The organism is Streptococcus salivarius (assembly GCF_002094975.1).
GTDB lineage: Bacteria > Bacillota > Bacilli > Lactobacillales > Streptococcaceae > Streptococcus > Streptococcus salivarius_D.
This window is the reverse complement of sequence record NZ_CP015283.1, coordinates 2,077,492-2,100,732: the sequence shown is the minus strand read 5'-3', so window position 1 is coordinate 2,100,732 and position 23,241 is coordinate 2,077,492. Positions and strand designations below refer to the sequence as shown.

Annotated in this window: 24 protein-coding genes; 23 read left to right on the top strand and 1 reads right to left on the bottom strand. The window is 41.1% G+C overall.

Going from position 1 to position 23,241, the window contains the following annotated elements; genetic code table 11:
- Positions 1-59 precede the first annotated feature (59 nt).
- The 21 genes from V471_RS09890 (at position 60) to V471_RS09790 (ending at position 19,615) form a co-directional block, all read left to right on the top strand.
- On the top strand, positions 60-536 hold the full coding sequence (locus V471_RS09890) for a ferrous iron transport protein A (protein WP_004182941.1): 477 nt from the start codon (positions 60-62) through the stop codon (positions 534-536).
- The gene (feoB, locus tag V471_RS09885) at positions 533-2,671 is read left to right on the top strand and encodes a ferrous iron transport protein B (RefSeq protein ID WP_084871469.1); all 2,139 of its coding nucleotides are present in this window, start codon (positions 533-535) and stop codon (positions 2,669-2,671) included. The genes V471_RS09890 and feoB overlap by 4 nt, the downstream gene beginning before the upstream one ends.
- A gap of 17 nt (positions 2,672-2,688) precedes the next feature.
- Positions 2,689-2,829, top strand: coding sequence for a FeoB-associated Cys-rich membrane protein (locus V471_RS09880; protein WP_002890392.1), 141 nt, complete (start codon positions 2,689-2,691; stop codon positions 2,827-2,829).
- Positions 2,830-2,983: 154 nt separating this feature from the next.
- The gene (locus tag V471_RS09875; RefSeq protein WP_049528953.1) at positions 2,984-3,760 is read left to right on the top strand and encodes an alpha/beta fold hydrolase; all 777 of its coding nucleotides are present in this window, start codon (positions 2,984-2,986) and stop codon (positions 3,758-3,760) included.
- A gap of 149 nt (positions 3,761-3,909) precedes the next feature.
- Positions 3,910-4,764 (top strand): bifunctional methylenetetrahydrofolate dehydrogenase/methenyltetrahydrofolate cyclohydrolase, encoded by an 855-nt coding sequence (locus V471_RS09870; RefSeq protein WP_049554162.1) that lies wholly within the window; start codon positions 3,910-3,912, stop codon positions 4,762-4,764.
- 3 nt (positions 4,765-4,767) lie between these two features.
- Complete coding sequence (locus V471_RS09865) at positions 4,768-5,604, top strand: NAD(P)H-hydrate dehydratase (RefSeq protein ID WP_045768965.1); 837 nt, start codon at positions 4,768-4,770, stop codon at positions 5,602-5,604.
- Positions 5,605-5,725: 121 nt separating this feature from the next.
- Positions 5,726-7,840 carry a penicillin-binding protein PBP2B gene (gene pbp2b, locus V471_RS09860; protein WP_084871468.1) on the top strand — a complete coding sequence of 705 codons (2,115 nt, stop codon included), beginning with the start codon at positions 5,726-5,728 and terminating at the stop codon, positions 7,838-7,840.
- A 141-nt stretch (positions 7,841-7,981) separates the two neighbouring features.
- Positions 7,982-8,578: a recombination mediator RecR gene (gene recR / locus V471_RS09855; protein ID WP_002889030.1), complete on the top strand. Its 597-nt coding sequence runs from the start codon at positions 7,982-7,984 to the stop codon at positions 8,576-8,578.
- A 103-nt stretch (positions 8,579-8,681) separates the two neighbouring features.
- Positions 8,682-9,521: a BglG family transcription antiterminator LicT gene (licT, locus tag V471_RS09850; RefSeq protein ID WP_049528961.1), complete on the top strand. Its 840-nt coding sequence runs from the start codon at positions 8,682-8,684 to the stop codon at positions 9,519-9,521.
- Between the two features lie 216 nt (positions 9,522-9,737).
- The gene (gene ybeY / locus V471_RS09845; protein ID WP_002886021.1) at positions 9,738-10,235 is read left to right on the top strand and encodes an rRNA maturation RNase YbeY; all 498 of its coding nucleotides are present in this window, start codon (positions 9,738-9,740) and stop codon (positions 10,233-10,235) included.
- Positions 10,216-10,620 carry a diacylglycerol kinase family protein gene (locus tag V471_RS09840; RefSeq protein ID WP_004182934.1) on the top strand — a complete coding sequence of 135 codons (405 nt, stop codon included), beginning with the start codon at positions 10,216-10,218 and terminating at the stop codon, positions 10,618-10,620. The genes ybeY and V471_RS09840 overlap by 20 nt, the downstream gene beginning before the upstream one ends.
- Before the next feature lie 22 nt (positions 10,621-10,642).
- Entirely contained in the window at positions 10,643-11,542 is a 900-nt protein-coding gene (gene era, locus V471_RS09835) for a GTPase Era (protein ID WP_084871467.1), read from the top strand.
- 44 nt (positions 11,543-11,586) lie between these two features.
- On the top strand, positions 11,587-12,408 hold the full coding sequence (gene mutM, locus V471_RS09830; protein ID WP_070850191.1) for a DNA-formamidopyrimidine glycosylase: 822 nt from the start codon (positions 11,587-11,589) through the stop codon (positions 12,406-12,408).
- Entirely contained in the window at positions 12,405-12,998 is a 594-nt protein-coding gene (gene coaE, locus V471_RS09825) for a dephospho-CoA kinase (RefSeq protein WP_084871466.1), read from the top strand. Before mutM ends, coaE begins: the two co-directional genes overlap by 4 nt.
- A gap of 98 nt (positions 12,999-13,096) precedes the next feature.
- Positions 13,097-14,272 carry a multidrug efflux MFS transporter gene (locus V471_RS09820; RefSeq protein WP_332309268.1) on the top strand — a complete coding sequence of 392 codons (1,176 nt, stop codon included), beginning with the start codon at positions 13,097-13,099 and terminating at the stop codon, positions 14,270-14,272.
- Positions 14,262-14,408: a 50S ribosomal protein L33 gene (gene rpmG / locus V471_RS09815; protein WP_084871464.1), complete on the top strand. Its 147-nt coding sequence runs from the start codon at positions 14,262-14,264 to the stop codon at positions 14,406-14,408. The genes V471_RS09820 and rpmG overlap by 11 nt, the downstream gene beginning before the upstream one ends.
- Before the next feature lie 45 nt (positions 14,409-14,453).
- Positions 14,454-14,690: a preprotein translocase subunit SecG gene (gene secG / locus V471_RS09810; RefSeq protein WP_002886135.1), complete on the top strand. Its 237-nt coding sequence runs from the start codon at positions 14,454-14,456 to the stop codon at positions 14,688-14,690.
- Between the two features lie 62 nt (positions 14,691-14,752).
- Positions 14,753-17,206 (top strand): ribonuclease R, encoded by a 2,454-nt coding sequence (rnr, locus tag V471_RS09805; RefSeq protein WP_084871463.1) that lies wholly within the window; start codon positions 14,753-14,755, stop codon positions 17,204-17,206.
- Positions 17,207-17,227: 21 nt separating this feature from the next.
- Positions 17,228-17,692 carry an SsrA-binding protein SmpB gene (gene smpB / locus V471_RS09800; protein ID WP_014634133.1) on the top strand — a complete coding sequence of 155 codons (465 nt, stop codon included), beginning with the start codon at positions 17,228-17,230 and terminating at the stop codon, positions 17,690-17,692.
- A gap of 146 nt (positions 17,693-17,838) precedes the next feature.
- Entirely contained in the window at positions 17,839-19,245 is a 1,407-nt protein-coding gene (locus tag V471_RS09795; RefSeq protein ID WP_049528968.1) for a Cof-type HAD-IIB family hydrolase, read from the top strand.
- A 1-nt stretch (position 19,246) separates the two neighbouring features.
- A complete protein-coding gene (locus V471_RS09790; RefSeq protein ID WP_002886108.1) occupies positions 19,247-19,615 on the top strand; it encodes a S1 RNA-binding domain-containing protein in 369 nt (122 codons plus the stop codon).
- A 96-nt stretch (positions 19,616-19,711) separates the two neighbouring features.
- Here the strand turns inward: V471_RS09790 and V471_RS09785 are convergent, their stop codons facing one another.
- Positions 19,712-20,797, bottom strand: a complete 1,086-nt coding sequence (locus V471_RS09785) for a M24 family metallopeptidase (protein WP_014633399.1) — start codon at positions 20,795-20,797, stop codon at positions 19,712-19,714.
- A 314-nt stretch (positions 20,798-21,111) separates the two neighbouring features.
- On the opposite strand from V471_RS09785, the gene ccpA reads away from it, so the two are divergent.
- Both ccpA and V471_RS09775 read left to right on the top strand, forming a co-directional pair.
- A complete protein-coding gene (gene ccpA / locus V471_RS09780) occupies positions 21,112-22,113 on the top strand; it encodes a catabolite control protein A (RefSeq protein WP_084871462.1) in 1,002 nt (333 codons plus the stop codon).
- A gap of 59 nt (positions 22,114-22,172) precedes the next feature.
- On the top strand, positions 22,173-23,240 hold the full coding sequence (locus V471_RS09775) for an MmcQ/YjbR family DNA-binding protein (RefSeq protein WP_049528974.1): 1,068 nt from the start codon (positions 22,173-22,175) through the stop codon (positions 23,238-23,240).
- Position 23,241: the final 1 nt, after the last annotated feature.

Here is a 23,241-nt window from a genome sequence, read left to right as displayed (position 1 = left end):
AGATGGATAAATATGCTATAATGATGCTGTATCAAAAATAATAAAGTAGGTCAAGAAATATGCTCATATATAATGCGGCCTTAAAAACGCCTTACCGGATTCTTGGCATTAACCTCCCTAAGGATAGTCTTTTGCACTTATCTAATCTAGGGTTGGCTGCCGGTGAAACGATTGAGGTGGTAACTAAGACCAAGAATAGTGCTATTATTATCGTTAAAGGGAGTCGCTTAGCCTTTGATGCGTCGATTCTGGATAAGATTGATTTGGCACCTGCCGAGGAAGATCAGGAAAAGATACCTCTTTCTGAATTACCAGTTGGACGTTCGGCTATCGTTACTGATATTTTTTCAGCAAATGAAACCAAACGACGTCTTATGGATATGGGAATTACAAAGCGTACTCGGGTCTTATTACGTAAGGTAGCCCCTTTGGGAGATCCTCTAGAAATTAGTTTGAGAGGGTATGAATTAACCCTACGCAAGTCAGAAGCGCAAATGATTAGTGTGGTCATGCTGGATGAGGGAGAGGAAAAATGACAGAAATTGCATTAATAGGTAATCCTAATAGTGGTAAAACCAGTTTATTCAACCTGATAACAGGGAACAATCAGCGTGTTGGTAACTGGCCGGGTGTTACCGTAGAACGAAAAAGTGGTCTGGTCAAAAAGAATAAGGATTTAGAAATCCAGGATTTACCAGGGATTTACTCAATGTCACCCTATAGTCCTGAAGAAAAGGTAGCGCGTGACTATTTGTTGAGCCAAAGGGCTGACAGCATTTTAAATGTAGTTGATGCGACAAATTTGGAGCGTAACCTTTATCTGACAACGCAGTTGATTGAGACAGGTATTCCAGTCACTTTAGCGCTTAACATGAGTGATGTTCTAGAGGCTCAGGGAAAGCAGATTAATGTTGATAAATTATCTTACCATCTAGGCGTCCCAGTAGTAGCTACTAGTGCTCTCAAGCAAACTGGTGTTGATCAGGTAGTGAAGAAGGCAGCTCATACGACAACCTCTACAGTTGCCGACATTGCTTTTCCAATTTATGACGATAAATTAGAAGCTGCTATCTCACAAATTTTGGAAGTCTTGGGAAATTCGGTGCCGCAAAGGTCTGCTCGTTTTTACGCCATTAAACTCTTTGAACACGATGCTTTAGTTGAGGCTGAGCTAGACTTGTCCCCATTCCAACGAAAAGAAATCAAAGACATCATTCGAATCACTGAGGAAGTTTTCACCGAAGATGCGGAGTCAATTGTCATTAATGAGCGTTATGCCTTTATCGAACGAGTTTGTCAGATGGCTCAAAGTCATACAGAAGATTTTGCTCTGACCTTGTCAGATAAGATTGATAGGATTGTCACCAACCGTATTTTGGCCTTGCCAATTTTCGCAGTGGTTATGTATTTGGTTTATTTCTTATCTATTCAGACTGTTGGAACCATGTGGACAAACTGGGCTAACGATGTGCTTTTTGGTAAGTATGTTCCAGATTTGGTAACGTCTGGTCTTGACTATCTTCAAGTTCAGGACTGGCTTAAGTCTTTGATTGTCGATGGGATTGTCGCTGGGATTGGGACAGTGCTAGGCTTCCTTCCTCAAATTTTTGTGCTCTTTATCTGTTTGGGTGTGCTTGAGGACATTGGATATATGAGTCGTATTGCCTTTGTTATGGACCGTATTTTCCGTCGTTTTGGACTTTCTGGAAAATCCTTTATTCCTATGTTGATTTCTACAGGTTGTGGGGTACCAGCGGTTATGTCTAGTCGAACCATTGAAAATGAAAGGGACCGTCGCATTACCATTATGACGACAACCTTCATGCCTTGTTCTGCTAAGTTGGAAATTATTGCCCTGATTGCTGGAGCTTTCTTCCCTAGTAATTCTTTAGTGGCACCAAGTACCTATTTTATTGGGATGGCTGCCATTATTCTATCAGGTATTGCACTCAAAAAGACGAGTTTTTTGGGTGGTTTAACCAGCCCGTTTATTATGGAATTGCCTGCCTACCACTGGCCTAAAGCCATGTCAGTCTTACGTTATGCCTTTGGTAAGGCTATGAGTTTTGTCAAACGTGCGGGAACCATCATTTTCAGTTTGACCGTTCTTATCTGGTTTATGTCTAACTACAACTTTACCCTACATACTGTGGATACGGAAGCTAGCATTTTGGCGACTTTAGGGAAGGGCTTGTCTTGGATTTTTGATCCACTCGGATTTGGAAATTGGAAGGCAACAGTTGCGGCTCTCACAGGTTTAGCTGCCAAGGAGACTGTTGTTGCCACCTTTGGTATTCTCTATCATAATAGCAGTGAGGCCGGTCTAGCTGCGGCTCTTCGAGGAGATTATTCTTCCTTAGCGGCCTATTCCTTCTTGATTTTTAACCTACTTTGTGCGCCATGTTTTGCGGCTATTGGAGCTATTAAGCGTGAAATGGCCAATCTTAAATGGACAGTTGGGGCTATCGGTTTCCAAACAGGTCTAGCTTATTGTGTGAGTTTAATTCTTTACCAGTTTGGTCAAGTCATCCTGTACGGTAAGTCAATGACAATTTGGACTTTTGTTGCTTTCTTACTTTTAGTAACGATGATTTACTTTGTTGTTCGTAAACCACGTCAGATTAAGGATCAAATCATTAGCTTGGATAATCTTCGAGAAGCTCATATTTAGGTTTAGGAGGAATTGTTATGTCTACCTTTATCATTGCTTTCATTATTTTTGCTTTAGCTGGTCTTGGCATCCGTCACTATATCAAAGGAAAAGGATCTTGTGGCGATTGCGAGTGTTCTTGTCCGGTTAAGGAAGAAATGCATAAGGCTAATCGCTAATAAAATAATATATAGAAAAATGGTCTCTTATTCATTTAAGAGACCATTTTCTTACGATTGTAAGAAATGTATAAAGGTATCTAGGTTGGAAGTGTGATACTATAATATAGATAAAAAATCTAAATTTTTAACAAAAAAGGGAGATGTATAAGGAATGGTTTTGAACAAAGAGATTGTCCTAATTCATGGGACCTGGTGTGATGGCAATGTTTGGGGAGAATTTGCGACAGGTCTACGTCAAATGGGATATAAGGTTCATACACCTAGCTTTCGTTACCATGACCTACCTTATCAAGAGTGTCTAGCTAAGGTTGGGACTGTTACCCTGCAGGACTATCGAGATGATTTAGTGGCCTTGATTGAAAGTCTTGACCAACCACCACTTATCTTGGGACACTCTTTAGGGTGTTTAGTGGCTCAGATGGTTGCCGAAAAAACAGAAGTAGCTGGTATGATTCTCATGGGACCAGCACCAACAGCAGATATTTTTGCCTTTTATCCAACCATGTTAGCTTGTTTTGGCAAACACTTTTTACGTTGGGGATTTTGGAAAAAAGCCATGCCTCCGTATAAAAAGGAGTTTTTCAAGTATTGCATGAATGAACAAGAGGAATCTTTGAAAGAGGAAGTTTTTGCTGATCTGGTTCCTGAATCAGGAAAAGTTTATACTCAGATGGCTCTTCATTGGTTTGATAAGACAAAAGCAGCTTACGTTGACTTTAGTCAGATTTCATGTCCTGTTCTCGTCATTTCTGGGACTAAGGATAAGATGACTCATCCTAATATTGCCAGAAGAACGGCTAAGAACTACCGTGATTCCGTTCTTGTCTCCTTAACGGGTGCAGATCACATGTATGAAAGTGGCAAATTCCAGCAGAAGACCTTGAAGGTTATTAAGGGCTGGAGTCAGCAAAATGGTTTTGTGGACTAGTCACTAAGCATAATCAGAAAAAAGTTGGAAGGTGATTCCAGCTTTTTTAGTTTCGTATTTAAGATGTCTTTTTGAAAATTTAGAAAATTTAGTCACAAAGAGCTCTCACTATGGTATAATTGAAAAAAAGTATGTATTGGAGAACACCCATGGCGATAATAATGGATGGTAAGGCCCTAGCTGCTAAAATGCAGGATCAATTGCAAGAAAAGGTAGCACGTCTTAAAGAAAATGAATGGATTGTGCCTGGACTAGTGGTAATCATGGTTGGTGATAACCCTGCCAGTCAGGTTTATGTGCGTAATAAGGAACGTGCTGCTAAAAAAGCTGGCTTCCATAGCCAGACGATCAATCTTTCTGAGAGTATTAGTGAGGAAGAATTGATTGAGGTTATTGAACAATATAACCAGGATCCGCTATTCCATGGTATTTTGGTTCAGTTGCCATTGCCAAATCATATTAATGAAATGCGTATTCTTTTGGCTATTGATCCTAAAAAAGATGTCGATGGTTTCCATCCTATGAATACTGGTAATCTTTGGAATGGTCGTCGTCAAATGGTACCTTGTACACCTGCTGGGATTATGGAAATCCTTCGTGAGTACAATGTTGAATTAGAAGGTAAGACAGCGGTTATTATCGGACGTAGTAACATTGTTGGTAAACCTATGGCTCAGCTTCTTTTGGAAAAAAATGCTACAGTTACCTTGACCCACTCACGAACACCGAATTTGGCTAAGGTTTGCAGCAAGGCAGATGTCTTGATTGTAGCTATTGGACGTGCAAAATTTGTAACAGAAGACTATGTCAAAGAGGGTGCTGTTGTCATTGATGTGGGAATCAACCGTGATGAAGAAGGCAAACTTTGTGGTGACGTTGATTTTGATCAAGTGAAAGATAAGGTTGGCATGATCACGCCTGTTCCAGGTGGTGTAGGCCCTATGACCATTACCATGCTTATGGAACAGACCTATCAAGCTGCTCTTCGTAGTGCGAAAGGATAGTTTATGAAAGTTGATGACGATTTAGCTAGGCAAGTGATAAAACCTCGCTTGAGAGAGTCCCATAAGGGTTCTTACGGTCGAGTGCTTTTAGTTGGTGGGCTTTACCCTTATGGTGGTGCCATCATTATGGCTGCCATAGCTTGTGTCAATAGTGGGGCAGGCCTGGTCACAGTGGCTACGGATCGTGACAACATCACAGCCCTTCATGCCCATCTCCCTGAAGCCATGGCTTTTGACCTTAGAGAGACTGAAAGATTTCTTGATAATCTTAGGGCAGCTGATGTGGTATTAATCGGTTCTGGCCTAGGTGAGGATGGTGTAGCTAGACAAGCTATGGATTTGGTTCTAGCAAATATTAAGGCAGATCAGAACTTGGTTGTTGATGGCTCAGCTCTTAATCTTTTGGCTAAGAAGACTAAGAAGGACTTACCAGATTGTCACCTTACTCTCACCCCGCATCAAAAAGAATGGGAACGTTTGTCTGGTTTAAGGATTCCAGAGCAGACAGTCTCTAACACCCAGAAAGCCTTGGGAGAGTTCCAAGCTGGGACAATCCTAGTTGCCAAGAGTCACAAGACCGCTGTCTATCAAGGTGAAACAGTAGCTCATTTAGAAGTTGGTGGCCCCTATCAAGCCACAGGAGGCATGGGAGATACTTTGGCTGGTATGATTACTGGTTTTCTGGTCCAATTCGCTTCGGTTGACTCCTATAAAGCAGTTACAGTTGCTGTCTGGCTTCACTCAGCTATCGCAGATGATTTGGCTAAAAATGCCTATGTGGTTTTACCGACTCATATCAGTAAAGCCATTCCTAGCTGGATGAAAAAGTTGTCATTATAATCTAAAAAACATGTCTTATAGTGAGGCAAGTTTTTTTAGATTTCGACATTTTTTTAAGTTTGCTAAAGCTTATTTGTGATAAAATAAAAGAGAATTTTTATGAGAATATAGAGGAAAAAAAGTGACATTATTTTCGAAAAAACTCAGTCAAAAATGGGAAAAACGGCGCCAAAAACGAAAAGAAAAACGAGCGAATAAACCTAGAAAGCCAGTAAGCATCTCCCGTCGTGTTTACTTGCTTTTTAGTGTAGTCTTTGTCCTTTTTTTGTTGCTTTTTGCACGTTTGACCTATATGCAGGTTTATAACAAATCGTTTTATACGAAGAAATTAGAGGATAATTCTAAGTATACAGTTAGGATTGCAAGCGAACGTGGGCAAATCTTTGATGCTAAAGGGGTTGCCCTCACGACCAACCAGAGTAAGGATGTTATCACCTTCACACGTAGCAATTTGGTGTCATCAGATACGATGAAGAAGGTCGCTGAAAAGTTGGCGACCATGGTGACTCTGACGGAAACGAAGGTAACAGCACGTCAAAAACGAGATTTCTATCTAGCGGACTCTGCCACTTATAAGCGTGTTGTTAATGATCTTCCAAACGACAAGAAAACAGATAAATTTGGTAATAAATTAGCTGAAGCTACTATTTACAACAATGCTGTTGATGCAGTTCCTGATGAAGCAGTGGATTACTCTGAGGATGAGCTTAAGATTGTCTACATTTACTCACAGATGAATGCTGTTTCTAATTTCTCAACAGTTACATTGAAAACAGGAGACTTGACGCCTGAACAAATTGCGATTGTAGCAGCTAAACAGAAGGAACTCAATGGTATTACGGTTGTTAAGGATTGGGAACGTCATACGGTTGATTCAGCCTTGTCACCTCTTATCGGGAAAGTCTCAAGTTCAGAAGCAGGTTTGCCACAAGAAGATGCCAAGGAGTACCTCAAAAAAGGGTATGCCCTTAATGACCGTGTAGGAACGTCCTATCTAGAAAAAGAATATGAAGAGAAACTACAAGGAAAACATACTGTTCGTGAGATTACAGTAGACAAGGAAGGCGAAGTTGCTAGTGATAAAATCACTCAAAAGGGCAGCAAGGGGAACAATCTGCAGTTGACCATCGACCTTGATTTCCAAAAAGGAGTTGAAGATATCCTAGGTCAACAGCTTTCTTCAGAAATTTCAGAGAATAAAGCAACCTATTCTGAAGGAATGTATGCAGTGGTTATGAATGCTGACACTGGTGCTGTACTTGCTATGGCAGGGCAAAAACATGAACAAGGAGCACAAGATTTTAAGGCCAATGCCTTAGGAACAATCACTGATGTCTTCATCCCAGGATCTGTTGTTAAGGGAGCAACCTTAACTGCTGGTTGGCGTTCAGGTGCCATTTATGGAAATCAGGTCTTGACTGACCAACCCATCAACATTGCCGGTTCAGCCCCTATCACATCTTGGTTTACAGACCAAGGTAGCCGTGCTATTACCGCGACACAGGCTCTAGAATACTCATCAAATACCTATATGGTGCAGATTGCAATTAAACTACTTGGCCAACAGTATGTTCCAGGTATGGCCTTGTCGACTGACAATATGGATAAGGCCATGACGACGCTTCGTGACACCTATGCTGATTTTGGTATGGGGGTGTCTACAGGACTTGATTTACCTGGAGAATCAGAAGGTTACATTTCTAAGAATTACAATGTAGCCAACGTCTTGACAGAGGCCTTTGGTCAGTACGACTCTTATACAACCATTCAGCTGGCTCAGTATGTTGCTTCAATTGCCAATGGTGGTAAACGTGTAGCACCCCATATTGTTGGAGGTATCTACGATGCAGGAGCTAATGGTAGTCTAGGAACTCTAGCTTCAACGGTAGATACACGTGTATTAAATACCTTACCTCTCGATTCTGAGCAATTAGGCCTTATCCAACAAGGTTTCAATGATGTGGTCAATTCTGGCTCTAGCCTTGCGACTGGTAAAGCTATGGCAAGTTCTATCATTCCGATTAGTGGTAAAACAGGGACAGCCGAAACATATGCGACGGATGGTTCCGGTAATTCTGTAACAACGGTTAACCTTAATGCGGTTGCCTATGCGACTGCCAAAGATGGCACTAAGCTGGCTGTAGGTATTATGTATCCACACGCTCTAGATTCTAAGAGCAAGGCCCAACAAAATGCGGTAAAATCTATCATGGAGCTTTATCAAAATACTCACTAAATATCTAAAATCTCTTGTGCCTTGCACGAGGGATTTTTCTGTGATATAGTGTTTGAGTATTTGTTCTTGGGTAAAGACTTATCCATGAAAGTGACAAAAGATAAGTGATGAATAAAAAAATATAAAGAACAGGAGGCCTTCATGCTTTATCCTACTCCAATTGCGAAGCTGATTGATAGCTTTTCAAAACTCCCTGGAATTGGGGCTAAAACAGCGACACGCCTAGCTTTTTATACCATTAGCATGTCTGATGAAGATGTCAATGATTTCGCAAAAAACCTCTTGGCAGCAAAACGTGAATTGACTTATTGTTCGGTCTGTGGTCGTTTGACAGATGATGATCCATGTAACATTTGTACCGATGAAACTAGAGACCGTACTAAGATTTTGGTTGTTGAAGACTCCAAAGATGTTTCAGCTATGGAAAAGATTCAGGAATACCGTGGTCTCTACCATGTGCTTCAAGGGCTTATTTCCCCTATGAATGGTGTTGGGCCAGACGATATTAACCTGAAAAGTTTGATTACCCGTCTTATGGACAGCGAGGTTGACGAGGTTATCATCGCCACTAATGCAACAGCAGATGGTGAGGCAACCTCTATGTATATTTCTCGTGTCCTTAAACCTGCAGGAATCAAGGTGACTCGTTTAGCGCGTGGTTTGGCCGTCGGTTCTGACATTGAGTATGCTGATGAAGTGACCTTGCTAAGAGCTATCGAAAATCGAACAGAATTATAAGTAAGAGGTGTTGGTCAGGCCAGCACTTTTTGTTTGTAGTAAATAGGTTTCTCATTAAAAATTTGGTAAAATAAAGTAAGCGCTTTTATAACGAGGAATCATGATGAAGATTGAAAAGGTTTTAAACAACAATGTTGTCCAAGCTTTGGATAATAATGTGGAATATATTGTCATGGGTAAGGGACTCGGCTTTCAAAAGAGGGTTGGAGACCTTGTTGATAAGGAAAAGATTGAAAAGACTTTTGTTTTGGAAAATACAGAGGCAGTAGAGGAATGGTCTCGTGTTTATGTCGATTTGCCTGACGGTGAAATGCAGGTCTTTTTGAATATCCTTACTTTTGCTGAGGCTGTTCTGCAAACCAAGTTTGATCCCTCATTTTTCATTGCCCTTGCAGACCACCTACATTACGCTATTGAAAGAAGTAGAGAGGGTATTTCTTTGCAGAATCCTCTGGCTTGGGAGGTTCGAAAATTTTATCCTCGGGAGTATGAAATTGGGAAACAAGCCCTTCGTTTGATTGCCAAGGATTTAGAAGTCCAGTTGGAAGATGATGAGGCTGCCTCTGTCGCTTTACATTTTGTTAATGCACAAAAAGATGCAGGTCTCCATGAAAAAGACCGGCAGATGACTCAAATTGTGGTTGGGATTAGTGACATTGTCCGTCTTCATTTTGGTTATGATTTGGAGGAGGATAGTTTCTCGTATAACCGTTTTATGACCCATCTCCAATACCTAGCACAACGTATTGTGAGTGGAGTTAGTGGTGGCAAGAATGATGCTTTTCTATATGAACAAGTTAAGATAAATTATCCAGAGTCCTTTATCTGTACCCAAAAGATTGCTGCATATATCAAGACAAGTTATGTCTTTGAGCTGAGTTTAGACGAACAAGTCTTTTTAACCATTCATATTCAACGTCTTAGGGATAATTTAGATAAGTAACGCTTCCCAGAGACGTCCTACAAAAAGCAGACAATTAGCCTTAAGTCTGCTTTTTCTGTGTCCTTATGGTATAATGAGGTGATTAATATTAGACCAAAAATACTCTGGACTAGTATTCTATGTATTTGAGTATTTGTATAAAAAAGCTAATGAGTTAGTGAAAGGAAGCGAGCGGTTCTATGCTTGAAGTGATCATAGCCGTTCCTAAAGTATCTTATGTATATTGAAATGATTGATGAGACTGGACAAGTCTCTGAGAAATTAAAAGAACAAACCTTGGAGTTGCTAGATTTTGCAGCACAAAGACTTGGCAAGGAAGACAAGGAAATGGCGGTTACATTTGTAACCAACGAACGTAGCCACGAGCTAAACCTGGAATATCGTGATACGGACCGTCCAACGGATGTTATTAGTTTGGAGTATAAGCCTGAATTAGACATTAGCTTTGATGAGGAAGAGTTGGCTGAAAATCCTGAATTAGCTGAAATGATGGGAGAGTTTGATAGTTATATCGGTGAACTCTTTATTTCTGTTGATAAGGCTCACGAGCAAGCTGAGGATTATGGCCATAGTTTCGAGCGTGAGATGGGCTTCTTGGCTGTTCACGGTTTTCTTCACATCAATGGCTACGACCATTACACCCCAGAAGAAGAAGCGGAAATGTTTGGATTACAGGAAGAAATTTTGACTGCTTATGGACTTACGCGACAATAACCCACAAAAAAAGTGGAAAAACAGAGAATTTACAGCTAGTTTTGAGTTTGCTCTAACAGGGATTATCACAGCTTTTAAAGAAGAACGTAACATGCGCAAGCACTTGGTTTCAGCTATCTTGGTGGTATTGGCTGGCTTGATTTTTCGGGTGTCTGCGACAGAATGGCTCTTTCTTTTGATGGCAGTTTTTCTCGTAATTGCCCTAGAGATTGTTAATTCTGCCATTGAAAATGTTGTCGATTTGGCCAGTAATTATCACTTTTCGATGCTAGCTAAAAATGCCAAGGATATGGCTGCAGGAGCTGTTTTAGTGGTTTCTTGTTATGCACTCATTACGGGTATGATTGTTTTTATACCTAAAATTTGGCACTTAATTTTTAATTAAAAGAAAATAGGAAAGAAGTTATATGACATTTAAATCAGGATTTGTGGCTATTATTGGCCGTCCTAATGTAGGAAAATCAACGTTTTTGAACCATGTTATGGGGCAAAAAATTGCTATCATGAGTGATAAGGCTCAAACAACCCGTAATAAAATTATGGGGATTTACACAACTGATAAGGAACAGATTGTCTTTATCGATACACCAGGGATTCACAAGCCTAAGACGGCTCTTGGAGATTTCATGGTGGAATCTGCTTATTCAACCCTTCGTGAAGTGGATACCGTCCTCTTTATGGTACCAGCGGATGAACCCCGTGGTAAGGGTGATAATATGATTATCGAACGTCTTAAACAAGCTAAGGTTCCAGTTATCTTGGTAATCAATAAGATTGACAAGGTTCATCCAGATCAGCTCTTAGAGCAGATTGAGGATTTCCGTACACAAATGGATTTCAAGGAGATTATTCCGATATCTGCCCTCCAAGGAAACAACGTTTCTCATCTTGTGGATGTCTTGAGTGATAACCTTGAGGAAGGGTTCCAATATTTCCCAGCGGACCAAATCACCGACCACCCAGAGCGTTTCTTGGTATCGGAGATGATTCGTGAAAAAGTCCTTCAGTTGACACGTGAAGAAATTCCACACTCTGTTGCGGTTGTCATTGATGAGATGAAGCGTGATGAAGACACGGATAAGATTCATATTCGTGCGACAATCATGGTTGAGCGTGACAGCCAAAAAGGTATTGTCATTGGTAAGCAAGGTTCCATGCTCAAGAAAATTGGTACCCTTGCTCGTAAAGATATTGAAGTCATGCTTGGGGACAAGGTCTTCCTTGAAACCTGGGTTAAGGTTAAGAAAAATTGGCGTGATAAGAAATTAGATCTTGCCGATTTCGGATACAAAGAAAAAGAATATTAAAAAGCTGGGCACTTGCTCGGCTTTCTTGTTAGAAGGAGGAGCAGATGCCTGAGTTACCTGAGGTAGAAACTGTTAGACGAGGGTTAGAAAGATTGGTAGTAGGCCGGACCATTTTGTCTGTTGAAGTTAAGGTCCCGAAAATGATTAAGACCTCCTATGATAGTTTTTTAAATGACTTACCTGGCCAAACTATTCAAGCCATGCGACGTAGAGGTAAGTACTTGATTTTTGACTTTGGACAATTGATTATGGTTTCCCACTTGCGCATGGAAGGAAAATACCTCTTGTTTACAGATCAGGTTCCTGCTAATAAGCATTTCCATCTTTTCTTTACCTTAGATGATGGCTCGACTCTTGTTTATCAGGATGTCCGTAAGTTTGGGACCTTTGATTTATTGGCTAAAAATCAAGAGGAGGCTTATTTTACAAAGAAAAAGCTTGGTCCTGAGCCTACTAAGAAGGCTTTTAAATACGCCCCGTTTGAGAGAGCCTTGATGACCTCTGCAAAGCCTATTAAAAGTCTCCTTTTGGAGCAGAAATTGGTGGCTGGTCTAGGCAATATCTATGTTGATGAGGTGCTTTGGGCAGCTAAGGTTCATCCTGAGACGCCAGCAAAGAAACTCAGCAAGGCAGCTATGAAGCGGGTCCATGATCAAACGATTGCTATTTTACAGCTAGGAATTGAAAAAGGTGGCTCAACCATAAGGACTTATCGTAATGCTCTTGGTGAGGATGGGACCATGCAGAACTATTTACAGGTTTACGGAAAGACGGGACAGCCTTGTCCACGCTGCGCAAGCACAATTGAGAAAATCAAGTTAGGAGGGAGAGGAACACATTTGTGTCCTCATTGTCAGAAACGATGATTATTGGGTTAACAGGTGGTATTGCTTCAGGAAAATCTACTGTTGTTGAAATGATTAAAGAGGCAGGTTACAAGGTCATTGACGCTGATCAGCTTGTACACGACATGCAGGCCCAAGGGGGCCGTCTGTACCGTGCCTTGCTTGATTGGTTGGGAGAGGGAATTCTCCTTCCTAATGGAGAATTGAATCGTCCTAAACTAGGGCAACTGATATTTTCCAATGAGGAGATGAGACAGCGGTCTGCTGAGATTCAAGGGACAATTATTCGAGAGGAACTAGCAGCTCAGAGGGATCGTTTGGCCAAGGAAGAAGATGTTTTTTTCATGGATATTCCCTTGCTTATTGAGAATGGGTATCAGGACTGGTTTGATCAGATTTGGTTGGTGGCAGTGTCACCGGAGATCCAGTGCCAACGCTTGATGAAACGTAATCACTTAAGTGTTGAGGAAGCTAAGCTGCGTATTGATAGCCAGATGTCTTTAGCTGAGAAAATGCCTTATGCCAGCTTGGTTCTTGATAATAACGGTAGTCTCGATGATTTGAAGAAAAAGGTTAAGAGTGCAATAAATGATTTAACGAGCTCCTCATAGCTAGCCATTGTGATATAATGGATAGTGAATTTTAGAAAGAAGATGATTATTTGCGCCAAAAAGAACTTAAAAGTACTGATTGGCAACGTAACCTTAAAATTGCATGGATAGGAACCTTTTTTACTGGAGCTAGTTTCTCCATTGTTATGCCTTTTATGGCCCTCTACATTGAGGAACTGGGTGTTAAAGGAGATATGGTCGAATGGTATGCTGGCTTGTCTGTTGCCATCTCTGCCTTAGCTTCTGCCTTGGTTTCTCCTGTTTGGGGACGCCTGGCTGACCGTTATGGTCGAAAGCCCATGATGATCAGGGCCAGCATGGTGATGACTTTTACAATGGGAGGTCTTGCCTTAGTCCCAAATGTTTTCTGGCTACTTTTCTTGAGAACGCTGAATGGTTTATTTGCGGGCTATGTCCCAAATGCCACAGCATTAATTGCTAGTCAGGCTCCTCAGAACCGTTCTGGCTATGCCCTGGGGACCTTGTCTACGGGTCTAACGGCAGGTGTTCTGATTGGTCCTTTGTTAGGTGGTACCTTGTCTGAGGCGTTTGGTATGAGGGGCACCTTTTTATTGGTTGGACTCATTCTATTTATCTGCTGCCTCTTAACTATTTTTGGTTTGCGAGAGGATTTCCAGCCTGTCGAAAAGGGAGAGATGATGACCCTTTCTCAAGTTTTTGCAAAAATTCCTAGCAAATCTATGTTGATTGGACTTTTTGTGACCAGTATGATTATCCAGATTTCTGCCCAATCGATTGCGCCTATGTTGGCCCTTTACATTCGTTATTTAGGTCAGAGGGAAAATATCCTTTTTTACTCAGGGTTAATTGTTTCTGCTATGGGCTTCTCTAGTCTCTTAAGTACCCCTTTTCTGGGAAAACTGGGAGACCGTATTGGAAATCATCGCCTGCTTTTAATGGGGCTGTTTTATAGCTTTCTCTTGTATTTCCTCTGTGGTTTTGCCGGTTCAGCCTTGCAACTGGGTATCTTACGTTTTGCCTATGGCTTTGGTGTGGGTGCCCTTATGCCTAGTGTCAATTCTTTATTGACCAAGATGACACCCAAAGAAGGAATCTCAAGAATATTTAGCTTTAATCAAAGCTTTTCATATATTGGACAGGTTTTAGGTCCTTTTGTTGGGTCAGCAGTTGCGACAGGGCTTGGTTATCGCTGGGTCTTCTTTGTGACTGCGATGATTGTCTTTGGAAATTTTGTCTGGTCCTTAATCATCTTTAGAAAATTGCTAGGAGTCAAGAATATAGGTGAGAGTTAAAATCAATTTAAAGTGTAGTGAATGTGGGAGCATCAACTATCTCACAAGTAAAAATAAACAGAATCATCCTGATAAAATTCAGGTACCCAAATTCTGCCCTAAGGATAGAAAAGTAACCTTACATGTTGAATCTTAAAGGGTTCTATGGTAGAATAAAAAGGACTTTTTCGGAGGAATAACTATGTACGACTTATTATTAACGCTGCTCTTGGTGATGTCAGCTATTATTGTGATTGCGGTATTCATGCAGCCACAAAAAAATCCAAGTAGCAATGTCTTTGATGGTGGTGGGTCAGAAGCACTATTTGAACGTAGTAAACCACGTGGTTTTGAAGCCTTTATGCAACGCTTTACAGGAATCATGGTTTTTCTATGGATTGTAGATGCAATCGTCCTTTCCATTCTCTCAAGTAAGTAATGAGCTGACTGAGGTTGGCTCATTTTTTGCGTTATAGTCAATAAATAAAAGAAAAGGAAATCATGAAAGAATCTATTATAAATTATTTGAAGGAGCATGGGAAATCTAGTGTAAACGACATTGCCCAGGCTCTTAATCATGCTGGGGGAGAAAAGTTCCCTCAGCTCATCAAGGCCATATCAGCCATGGAAAGTAAGGGACAGTTGCGTTTTAACCGAGATGGATCTGTATCCTTGCGTCCTAAGAAAGAAAACCCTAATCAGGTGACTGTTGAAGGTGTCTTCCGTGCCAATAAGAACGGTTTTGGTTTCTTGCATGTCGATGACAGTGAAGATGATATGTTCATTGGTCGTAATGATGTTGGCCATGCCATTGACGGTGATACTGTTGCCGTTGTCATCAAGAAACCAGCAGATCGTTTGCGTGGGACAGCAGCAGAAGCACGAGTTGTTGAAATTGTAGAACGTTCACTTAAGACTGTTGTAGGGAAATTTATCCTTAGCGACGAGAAAGAACCCTATGCGGGTTACATTAAGTCTAAAAACCAAAAAATTCAGCAGCCAATTTATATCAAGAAAGAACCAGTTGCCCTAGATGGTACTGAAATTATCAAGGTTGATATTGAAAAATACCCTAACCGTCACTATGATTATTTCGTAGGAAGTGTTCGTGACATTATTGGTCATCAGGGGGATGCTGGTATTGATGTCTTGGAAGTCTTGGAATCAATGGATATTGTTTCAGAGTTCCCAGAGGATGTCATGGCGGAAGCAGAAGCTGTCCCAGATGCACCGAGTCAAGAAGACCTCGTTGGTCGTGTTGACCTTCGTCAAGAAGTAACCTTTACTATTGACGGAGCCGATGCTAAGGACTTGGACGATGCGGTCCATATCAAACATTTGCCAAATGGTAACTTTGAACTTGGTGTTCATATTGCCGATGTGTCCTACTATGTCACTGAAGGGTCTGCTCTTAACCGTGAGGCTGTAGCACGTGGGACCTCTGTTTATGTGACAGACCGCGTGGTGCCAATGTTGCCTGAGCGTCTTTCAAATGGTATTTGTTCACTAAATCCCAATGTTGACCGCTTAACGCAGTCAGCCATCATGGAGATTACTCCAAAAGGTAAGGTGGTTAATCATAAGATTTGTCAATCTGTGATTAATACAACCTTCCGTATGACCTACAGTGATGTCAATGAGATGTTGGCTGGAAATCCAGAAAAGATTGAGCAGTTTAAGCCAATCATGGATTCTGTATCAGCTATGGCAGAATTGCATAAGATTTTAGAAGACATGCGTGAGCGTCGTGGTGCCCTTAACTTTGATACATCTGAAGCTCGTATCTTGGTCAATGAGAAGGGGATGCCAGTGGATATCGTGGTGCGTGAACGTGGAACAGCCGAGCGAATGATTGAATCCTTCATGTTGGCTGCCAATGAATGTGTGGCAGAGCACTTTGCTAAGGCTAAGTTGCCATTTATCTACCGTATCCACGAAGAACCAAAGGCCGAGAAATTGCAACGCTTCATGGATTATGCCTCTATCTTTGGTGTTCAAATCAAAGGGACTGCCAATAAGATGGATCAGCTAGACTTGCAAGAGTTTATGGCCAAAGTTCAGGGGAAACCTGGAGCAGAGGTCATGAACATGATGCTGCTTCGTTCAATGCAACAAGCCCGCTACTCAGAACACAATCATGGACACTACGGACTTGCGGCTCAGTACTATACCCACTTTACTAGTCCAATCCGTCGTTACCCAGACCTCTTGGTTCACCGAATGATTCGTGAGTACACTAACAATATGTCTCAAGGAACACGTGAACATTTTGAAGAGGTTATTCCTGAGTTAGCGACATCATCTTCAACTCTTGAACGTCGTGCCATTGATGCCGAACGTGTCGTTGAAGCTATGAAAAAAGCGGAATACATGGAAGAGTTTGTTGGCCAAGAATTCGATGGTATTGTCGGAAGTGTGGTTAAATTTGGTATGTTTGTGGAATTGCCAAACACTATCGAAGGTTTGGTTCACATCACGACCCTTCCAGAATTTTACAATTACAATGAACGTACCATGACACTTCAGGGTGAGAAAACTGGTAAGACTTTCCGAGTTGGTCAGCCTATCCGTGTCAAGTTAACACGTGCGGATAAGGAAACCGGAGACATTGACTTCCAATACCTTCCAAGCGAGTATGATGTTACTGAGAAAGTAGACCACAAGGCTCGTCAGGAACGTGAAGAGAAGGCGAAAGCCTTCCGCAATAGAGGTCCACGTCGTGACCGTCAAAATGGAGACTTCGAACGTCGTGGTAAACGTGGGGATAACCGTAACCATCAAGATGCTAATGGTCGTAAAGGCTCTTATGACGAAAAACGTAAGTCATCTAAGAAACCCGACAAGCGTAAGAATCAAAACCGTCCTCATAATGATAACAAGGGACGTGAGAGTGGCCGTCGTAAGAAGAAAGGGAACAAACCTTTCTACAAGGACGTTGCTAAAAAACGAAAATAGGATGAGAATGGAGGGACTGCTATGCCAAAGGGTGAAGGCAATGTTGTTGCTCAGAATAAAAAGGCTAGACATGACTATAGTATCGTTGATACTATTGAAGCAGGTATCGTGCTAACAGGGACGGAGATTAAATCCGTTCGTGCGGCACGCATCCAACTAAAAGATGGCTATGCCCAAATCAAGAACGGTGAGGCTTGGTTAATCAATGTTCATATTGCTCCGTTTGAGCAAGGTAATATTTGGAATCAGGATCCAGACCGTACGAGAAAATTATTGCTCAAGAAGAAGCAAATCACCAAACTTCAAAATGACCTTAAGGGAACAGGAATGACCTTGGTTCCTTTGAAGGTATACCTAAAAAACGGTTTTGCCAAGGTATTGCTTGGTATTGTCAAAGGGAAACATGATTATGATAAACGTGAATCTATCAAACGTCGTGAACAAGAACGTGATATCAAACGTATTATCAAGAGTGTTAACCGTTAAAACGCCTATCATCTAAGACTGCTATAGTCCTAGATGATTTTTTGTTTTTGGCTTTAAGACATGATATAATGGGAGTACCATACGGTCTTTAGTTAGGATAGCAGGTATACCTAACTCTGGTCGTGATACTGTAAAGGAGATTAGCGATGCCAGTAGATGCTAAAACAAAATACAAGGCCAAGAAGACAAAGATTGTTTTCTTCGACATTGACGACACCCTTCGTGTCAAAAAGACAGGCTACATTCCTGAGTCTATTAAGGCTGTTTTCAAAGGGCTTAAAGAAAAAGGAATTTTGACGGGGATTGCCACAGGACGTGGCTACTATGGTGTCGTTGAGGACATTCGAGACCTAGAGCCCGATTATTTTGTAACCATCAATGGAACTTATGTGATTAATCGAAAAGGGGAAGAAATTTATAACCAGCCCCTAGCTCGTGAAGTTACAGAAGCCTTTGTTGCTTGGTGCAAGGAGATTGGGATTGCTTGGGGCTTTGCCGGTAAGGATAAGCCAGTTGTCTCAGAGCGTTCAGATTTGATTGATGATGCTATGAAACCAGTCTATGGTCTTTGTGATGTGGAGCCAGACTTCCATTTGTCGAACGATGTTTACCATATGTGGACTTTTGCGGAAAATGATGGTGAGCTTGAGTTACCAGAAGAACTTGCGACACATGTTCGTATGGTACCTTGGCACGAACACTCATCTGACGTCGTAGCAAATGGTATCTCAAAAGCATCTGGTGTCGAGCATGTCTTGGAGCATGAAAACCTTAAACCGGTCAATGCTATGATGTTTGGTGATGGTCCAAATGATATGGAGATTTTTGACTATGTTGGACTTAAGATTGCCATGGGTAATGCCGCACCAGAATTGAAAGAAAAAGCAGATTACGTTACAGGAACAGTAGAAGAAGATGGCATTTTCAATGCCTTGGAGGAACTCGGATTGGTAGAAAAAGAACTTCATTTCCCACAACTTGACTTGGATGCAGTAGAAGGTCCAGTCGCAACAATTAAAACAAACCATGGTGATTTGGTCATCAAGCTTTTCCCTGATCATGCACCATTAACAGTTACTAACTTTGTCAATTTGGCCAAGAGTGGCTACTATGACGGTGTGATTTTCCACCGTATTATCAAGGACTTTATGATTCAAGGTGGTGACCCAACTGGTACTGGTATGGGTGGTGAGTCAAGCTTCGGTGGTAGCTTCCAGGATGAATTTTCTGAAGAGCTCTATAACCTCCGTGGTGCGCTTTCTATGGCCAATGCAGGACCAGATACTAATGGTAGCCAGTTCTTCATCGTTCAAACGCCTGAAATTCCTTATGCTAAAAAGGAACTCGAACGTGGTGGTTGGCCAGCACCAATCGCAGAAGCTTATGCTGAAAATGGTGGAACACCTCACCTAGACCGTCGTCACACAGTCTTTGGTCAATTGGTGGATGAAGACTCTTACAAGGTGCTTGATGAGATTGCCAATGTTGAGGTTGGAGCTCAAGATAAGCCACTTGAGGATGTTGTGATTGAAACAGTTGAGGTAGCAGACTAAGATGAAAATTGGAGACAAGCTTAGGGGTGTTATCACAGGCATCAAGCCTTACGGTGCCTTTGTTTCATTGGAAAATGGTACCACAGGCTTGATTCACATCTCAGAGATTAAGACAGGTTATATCGACAACATCTACAATACCCTCAAGGTAGACCAGGAGGTCTTGGTTCAAGTTGTTGATTTTGATGAATTTACACAAAAGGCCAGTCTTTCTTTGAGAACCCTTGAGGAAGAAAAAAATAAAATCCCTCATCGTCATCGTTTCTCAGATAGTCGTTTGAACTATGGCTTTAAACCCTTGGCAGAAGCAATGCCAGGATGGATTGAAGAAGGACTTGACTATCTTAGACAAGAGCATGAGGAAAAATAGCAAAAGCTGACTCTCAATGAGTCGGCTTTTTTGGTGTTTTCGATTTGGCTACAAACAAAAAGATCTTCAATTTAATTGAAGACCCATGTTTATTAATTAGACATCAAAATAGAGCAATTCTTTTGGTGTGTGTGTGAAGACTTCAAAGCCATCTTTTGTCACATAACCACAGTCCTCAATACGAACACCAACTTTTTCAGGAATGTAAATACCTGGTTCAACAGAGAAACACATTCCTTCTTCGATTACCAAGTCATTTCCTTCCATGATTGAAGGGAACTCGTGGACATCCATACCAAGCCCATGTCCCAGACGGTGGTTGAAGTATTCGCCGTAACCAGCTTTTTCAATAACATTACGTGCTGCAGCATCGACTTCGCTGGCAGTTACACCTGGTTTGATAAAATCAAGGGCAGTGAGTTGAGCTTCCAAACAGATATTGTAAATATCTTTCTTGAATTGGTCAGGTTGACCGACAGCTACGGTACGTGTCATATCTGAAACATAGCCTTGACTAACAACACCCAAGTCGAAGAGGAGGAGGCTGTCATTTTCAATACGGTTAGTTCCTGGAATACCATGAGGGTTTGCGGCATTATTACCTGTAAGAACCATCGTTTCAAAGGACATTTGATTGATACCGATTTTCTTCATGCCAAATTCGATTTGAGCAATGATGTCTGTTTCAGTAACATCAAGAGAGATATTGTCGAAACCGATATTAACAGCTTTATCAGCATAATCACCGGCAACAATCATTTTTTGAATTTCATCAGCTGACTTGATAACGCGCATTTTTTGAATGAATGGTGTCAAGTTTTCAAAGCGACCTTCAAAGACCGTTTGCAATCCTTGGAACTTAGTCACATTGAGATTGTCAAACTCTGCATAAATAATAGGGCTGTCTGTACTTGCTAGGCCAGCCTTGATTTTTTGCCATGGATTTTCAGAATCCACATAACCAAAGACTGGGAAGTCGAGTACAGCAGAGGCACGTGCAACCTCAAGAGCAGGAACAAAGAGGGCAGGTTCACGATTTTCGTAGACGAAGAGGAACATTTGGCGTTCATGTGGGTCACAATCAAAACCAGTAAGATAATTGACAGTTACAGGATCTGAAACAATAGCTAGCCCTGCTTTATTTTCATTCAAAAAATGACGAATGCGATCAAGTTTAGACATAGAAAAAACTCCTTTGTATTTCTTACACTCATTCTGTCACTTTTATAGTAAAAATGCAAGCTGTTTTTTTTGGCTTTTCATTAAATCATTTACTTTCATTGAGACTTTTTTAGGCTAGGTTTGTAAGCGATGGATAGTCTTGGAAACACGAAATGACAGGTCTTTTTCTGAAATGGCTTTCTTCCTCATAACCATGAAGAAGGAATCCCTTTCATTTTTTTGTAAAAAATCAGTCAAAATAATTGAAAGTGTTTTCAGAATCTGATACAATTAGCATGAATAAGTGAGCGTAAAATGAGAAAGGAAGTGTTTTTATGAATACTGATGAAACAATTACTATATACGACGTTGCGCGTGAAGCAGGTGTTTCGATGGCGACTGTGTCTCGTGTGGTAAATGGAAATAAAAATGTAAAAGAAAACACCCGAAAAAAAGTGCTTGAGGTCATTGATCGTTTGGATTACCGTCCAAATGCGGTTGCGCGTGGCTTGGCGAGTAAGAAAACCACTACTGTAGGAGTTGTTATTCCAAATATTGCTAATAGTTATTTTGCTACTTTAGCAAGGGGGATTGATGATATTGCAACCATGTACAAGTACAATATTGTTCTTGCATCTAGTGATGAAAATGACGATCACGAAGTTACCGTGATTAACTCTCTATTTGCCAAACAAGTAGATGGTATCATCTTCATGGGTTACCACTTGACGGAAAAAATTCGTGCAGAATTTTCTCGTACTCGTACGCCGATTGTCCTAGCAGGAACAGTGGACCTCGAACACCAATTACCGAGTGTTAACATAGACTATAAAGCTGCCGTTGAGGATTCTGTAACGCAGCTTGCTAAAAGTAATGAAAAGGTTGCTTTTGTATCAGGACCACTAATTGATGATATTAATGGTAAGCTCCGTCTAGCTGGTTATAAGGCTGGACTTGAAAAGAATAATTTGCGCTACAATGAAGGACTTGTCTTTGAAGCTAAATATAGCTATAAAGACGGCTTTGATTTAGCACAACGTGTCTTGAACTCTGGTGCCACTGCTGCCTATGTTGGGGAAGATGAATTGGCTGCGGGTCTCTTGAATGGCCTCTTTGCTGCAGGTAAATCTGTTCCAGAAGACTTCGAAATCATCACAAGCAATGATTCACCAATTACAAGTTATACACGTCCAAACCTTTCTAGTATTAATTATCCTCTCTATGATTTAGGGGCGGTTAGCATGCGTATGTTGACTAAAATCATGAATAAGGAAGAGCTTGAAGAAAAAGATGTTATTCTTAATCATGGTCTTACCTTACGTCAGTCAACAAAATAAAAAAGGAGTTGAGACATAAGTTTGTCTCAACTTCTCTTTTTTAGAAAAAGGGAGAACCAATGACTTTTGAGGATGCTTATTTTAAAAAGAAAGTCCTAAAACCTGATAGCCTAGAGACTTTTGGTTTTACAGCTACCGAGCAAGGCTACGAGTTCAGAAAAACACTGATAGCTGAAGAACTTGAAGCTCGATTGTTTATTGATTTAGAAGGTAAGTTGACGGGACAGGTTGTCGATAGTGATCTTGATGAGCCTTATGATATCTTCAGGAGTCCTCAGGCTACTGGAACTTACGTTGGTCAAGTCAGAGAAGCTTATGGAGAACTTCTGTCACAGGTAGCTGATTCTTGTTATGAAGATCAATTATTCTCATCTCCACAAGCTAATCGCCTGGCTAAGTTTTTAGTTCAAGAATTTTCAGACCAAGCAGACCATCCTTTCGAGAAGGAACCAAGCTATCTATCTTTTAGAGTTGATGGTAAATGGTATGCCTTGTTTTTTCCTCTTAAGGGAGAAAAACTAGGGCTTGATGGAGAAAAGGCGGAATTAACATATGATGTGGTTAACCTCAAGGTTAATCCGAAGCAAATGGATAAACTCTTGAAAATGGATGGCGTTTTTCCTAGTTACCATATGTCCAAGAAGACCTGGGTTAGTCTTGTTTTAGATGAGACATTGTCGGACCATACCATTTTTGAGCTTCTTAGTGAAAGTCGCTCCCTGGTGGCCCCAAAACATCTTAGAAAGGCTTCGGAGCCTCATTATTGGATTATCCCGGTAAATTTGAAATACTACGATATTGGGGAGGAGTTTTCCGCAAATGAGGAGATTCTTTGGACACAGAAAGCTAGTATGCAAAAGGGAGATTTTGTGGCTATCTATATTACGGCACCTACCAAGGCCATCCGTTACCTCTGTCAGGTTTTAGAGGCAAATATCCCTAATCAAGGTTATCGTGAAGAGGAGAGTATTAGAGAGTTGATGCGGATTAAACCCTTATACACTTTTATTGACACTGACTTTGATAGTGATAGACTAAAGTGTTTAGGTATTAAAACTGTTCGAGGTCCTCGACATATGACAGAAGAGTTAGTTCAGGCTTTATCCCCTTACCTAAAAGAAAAATAGA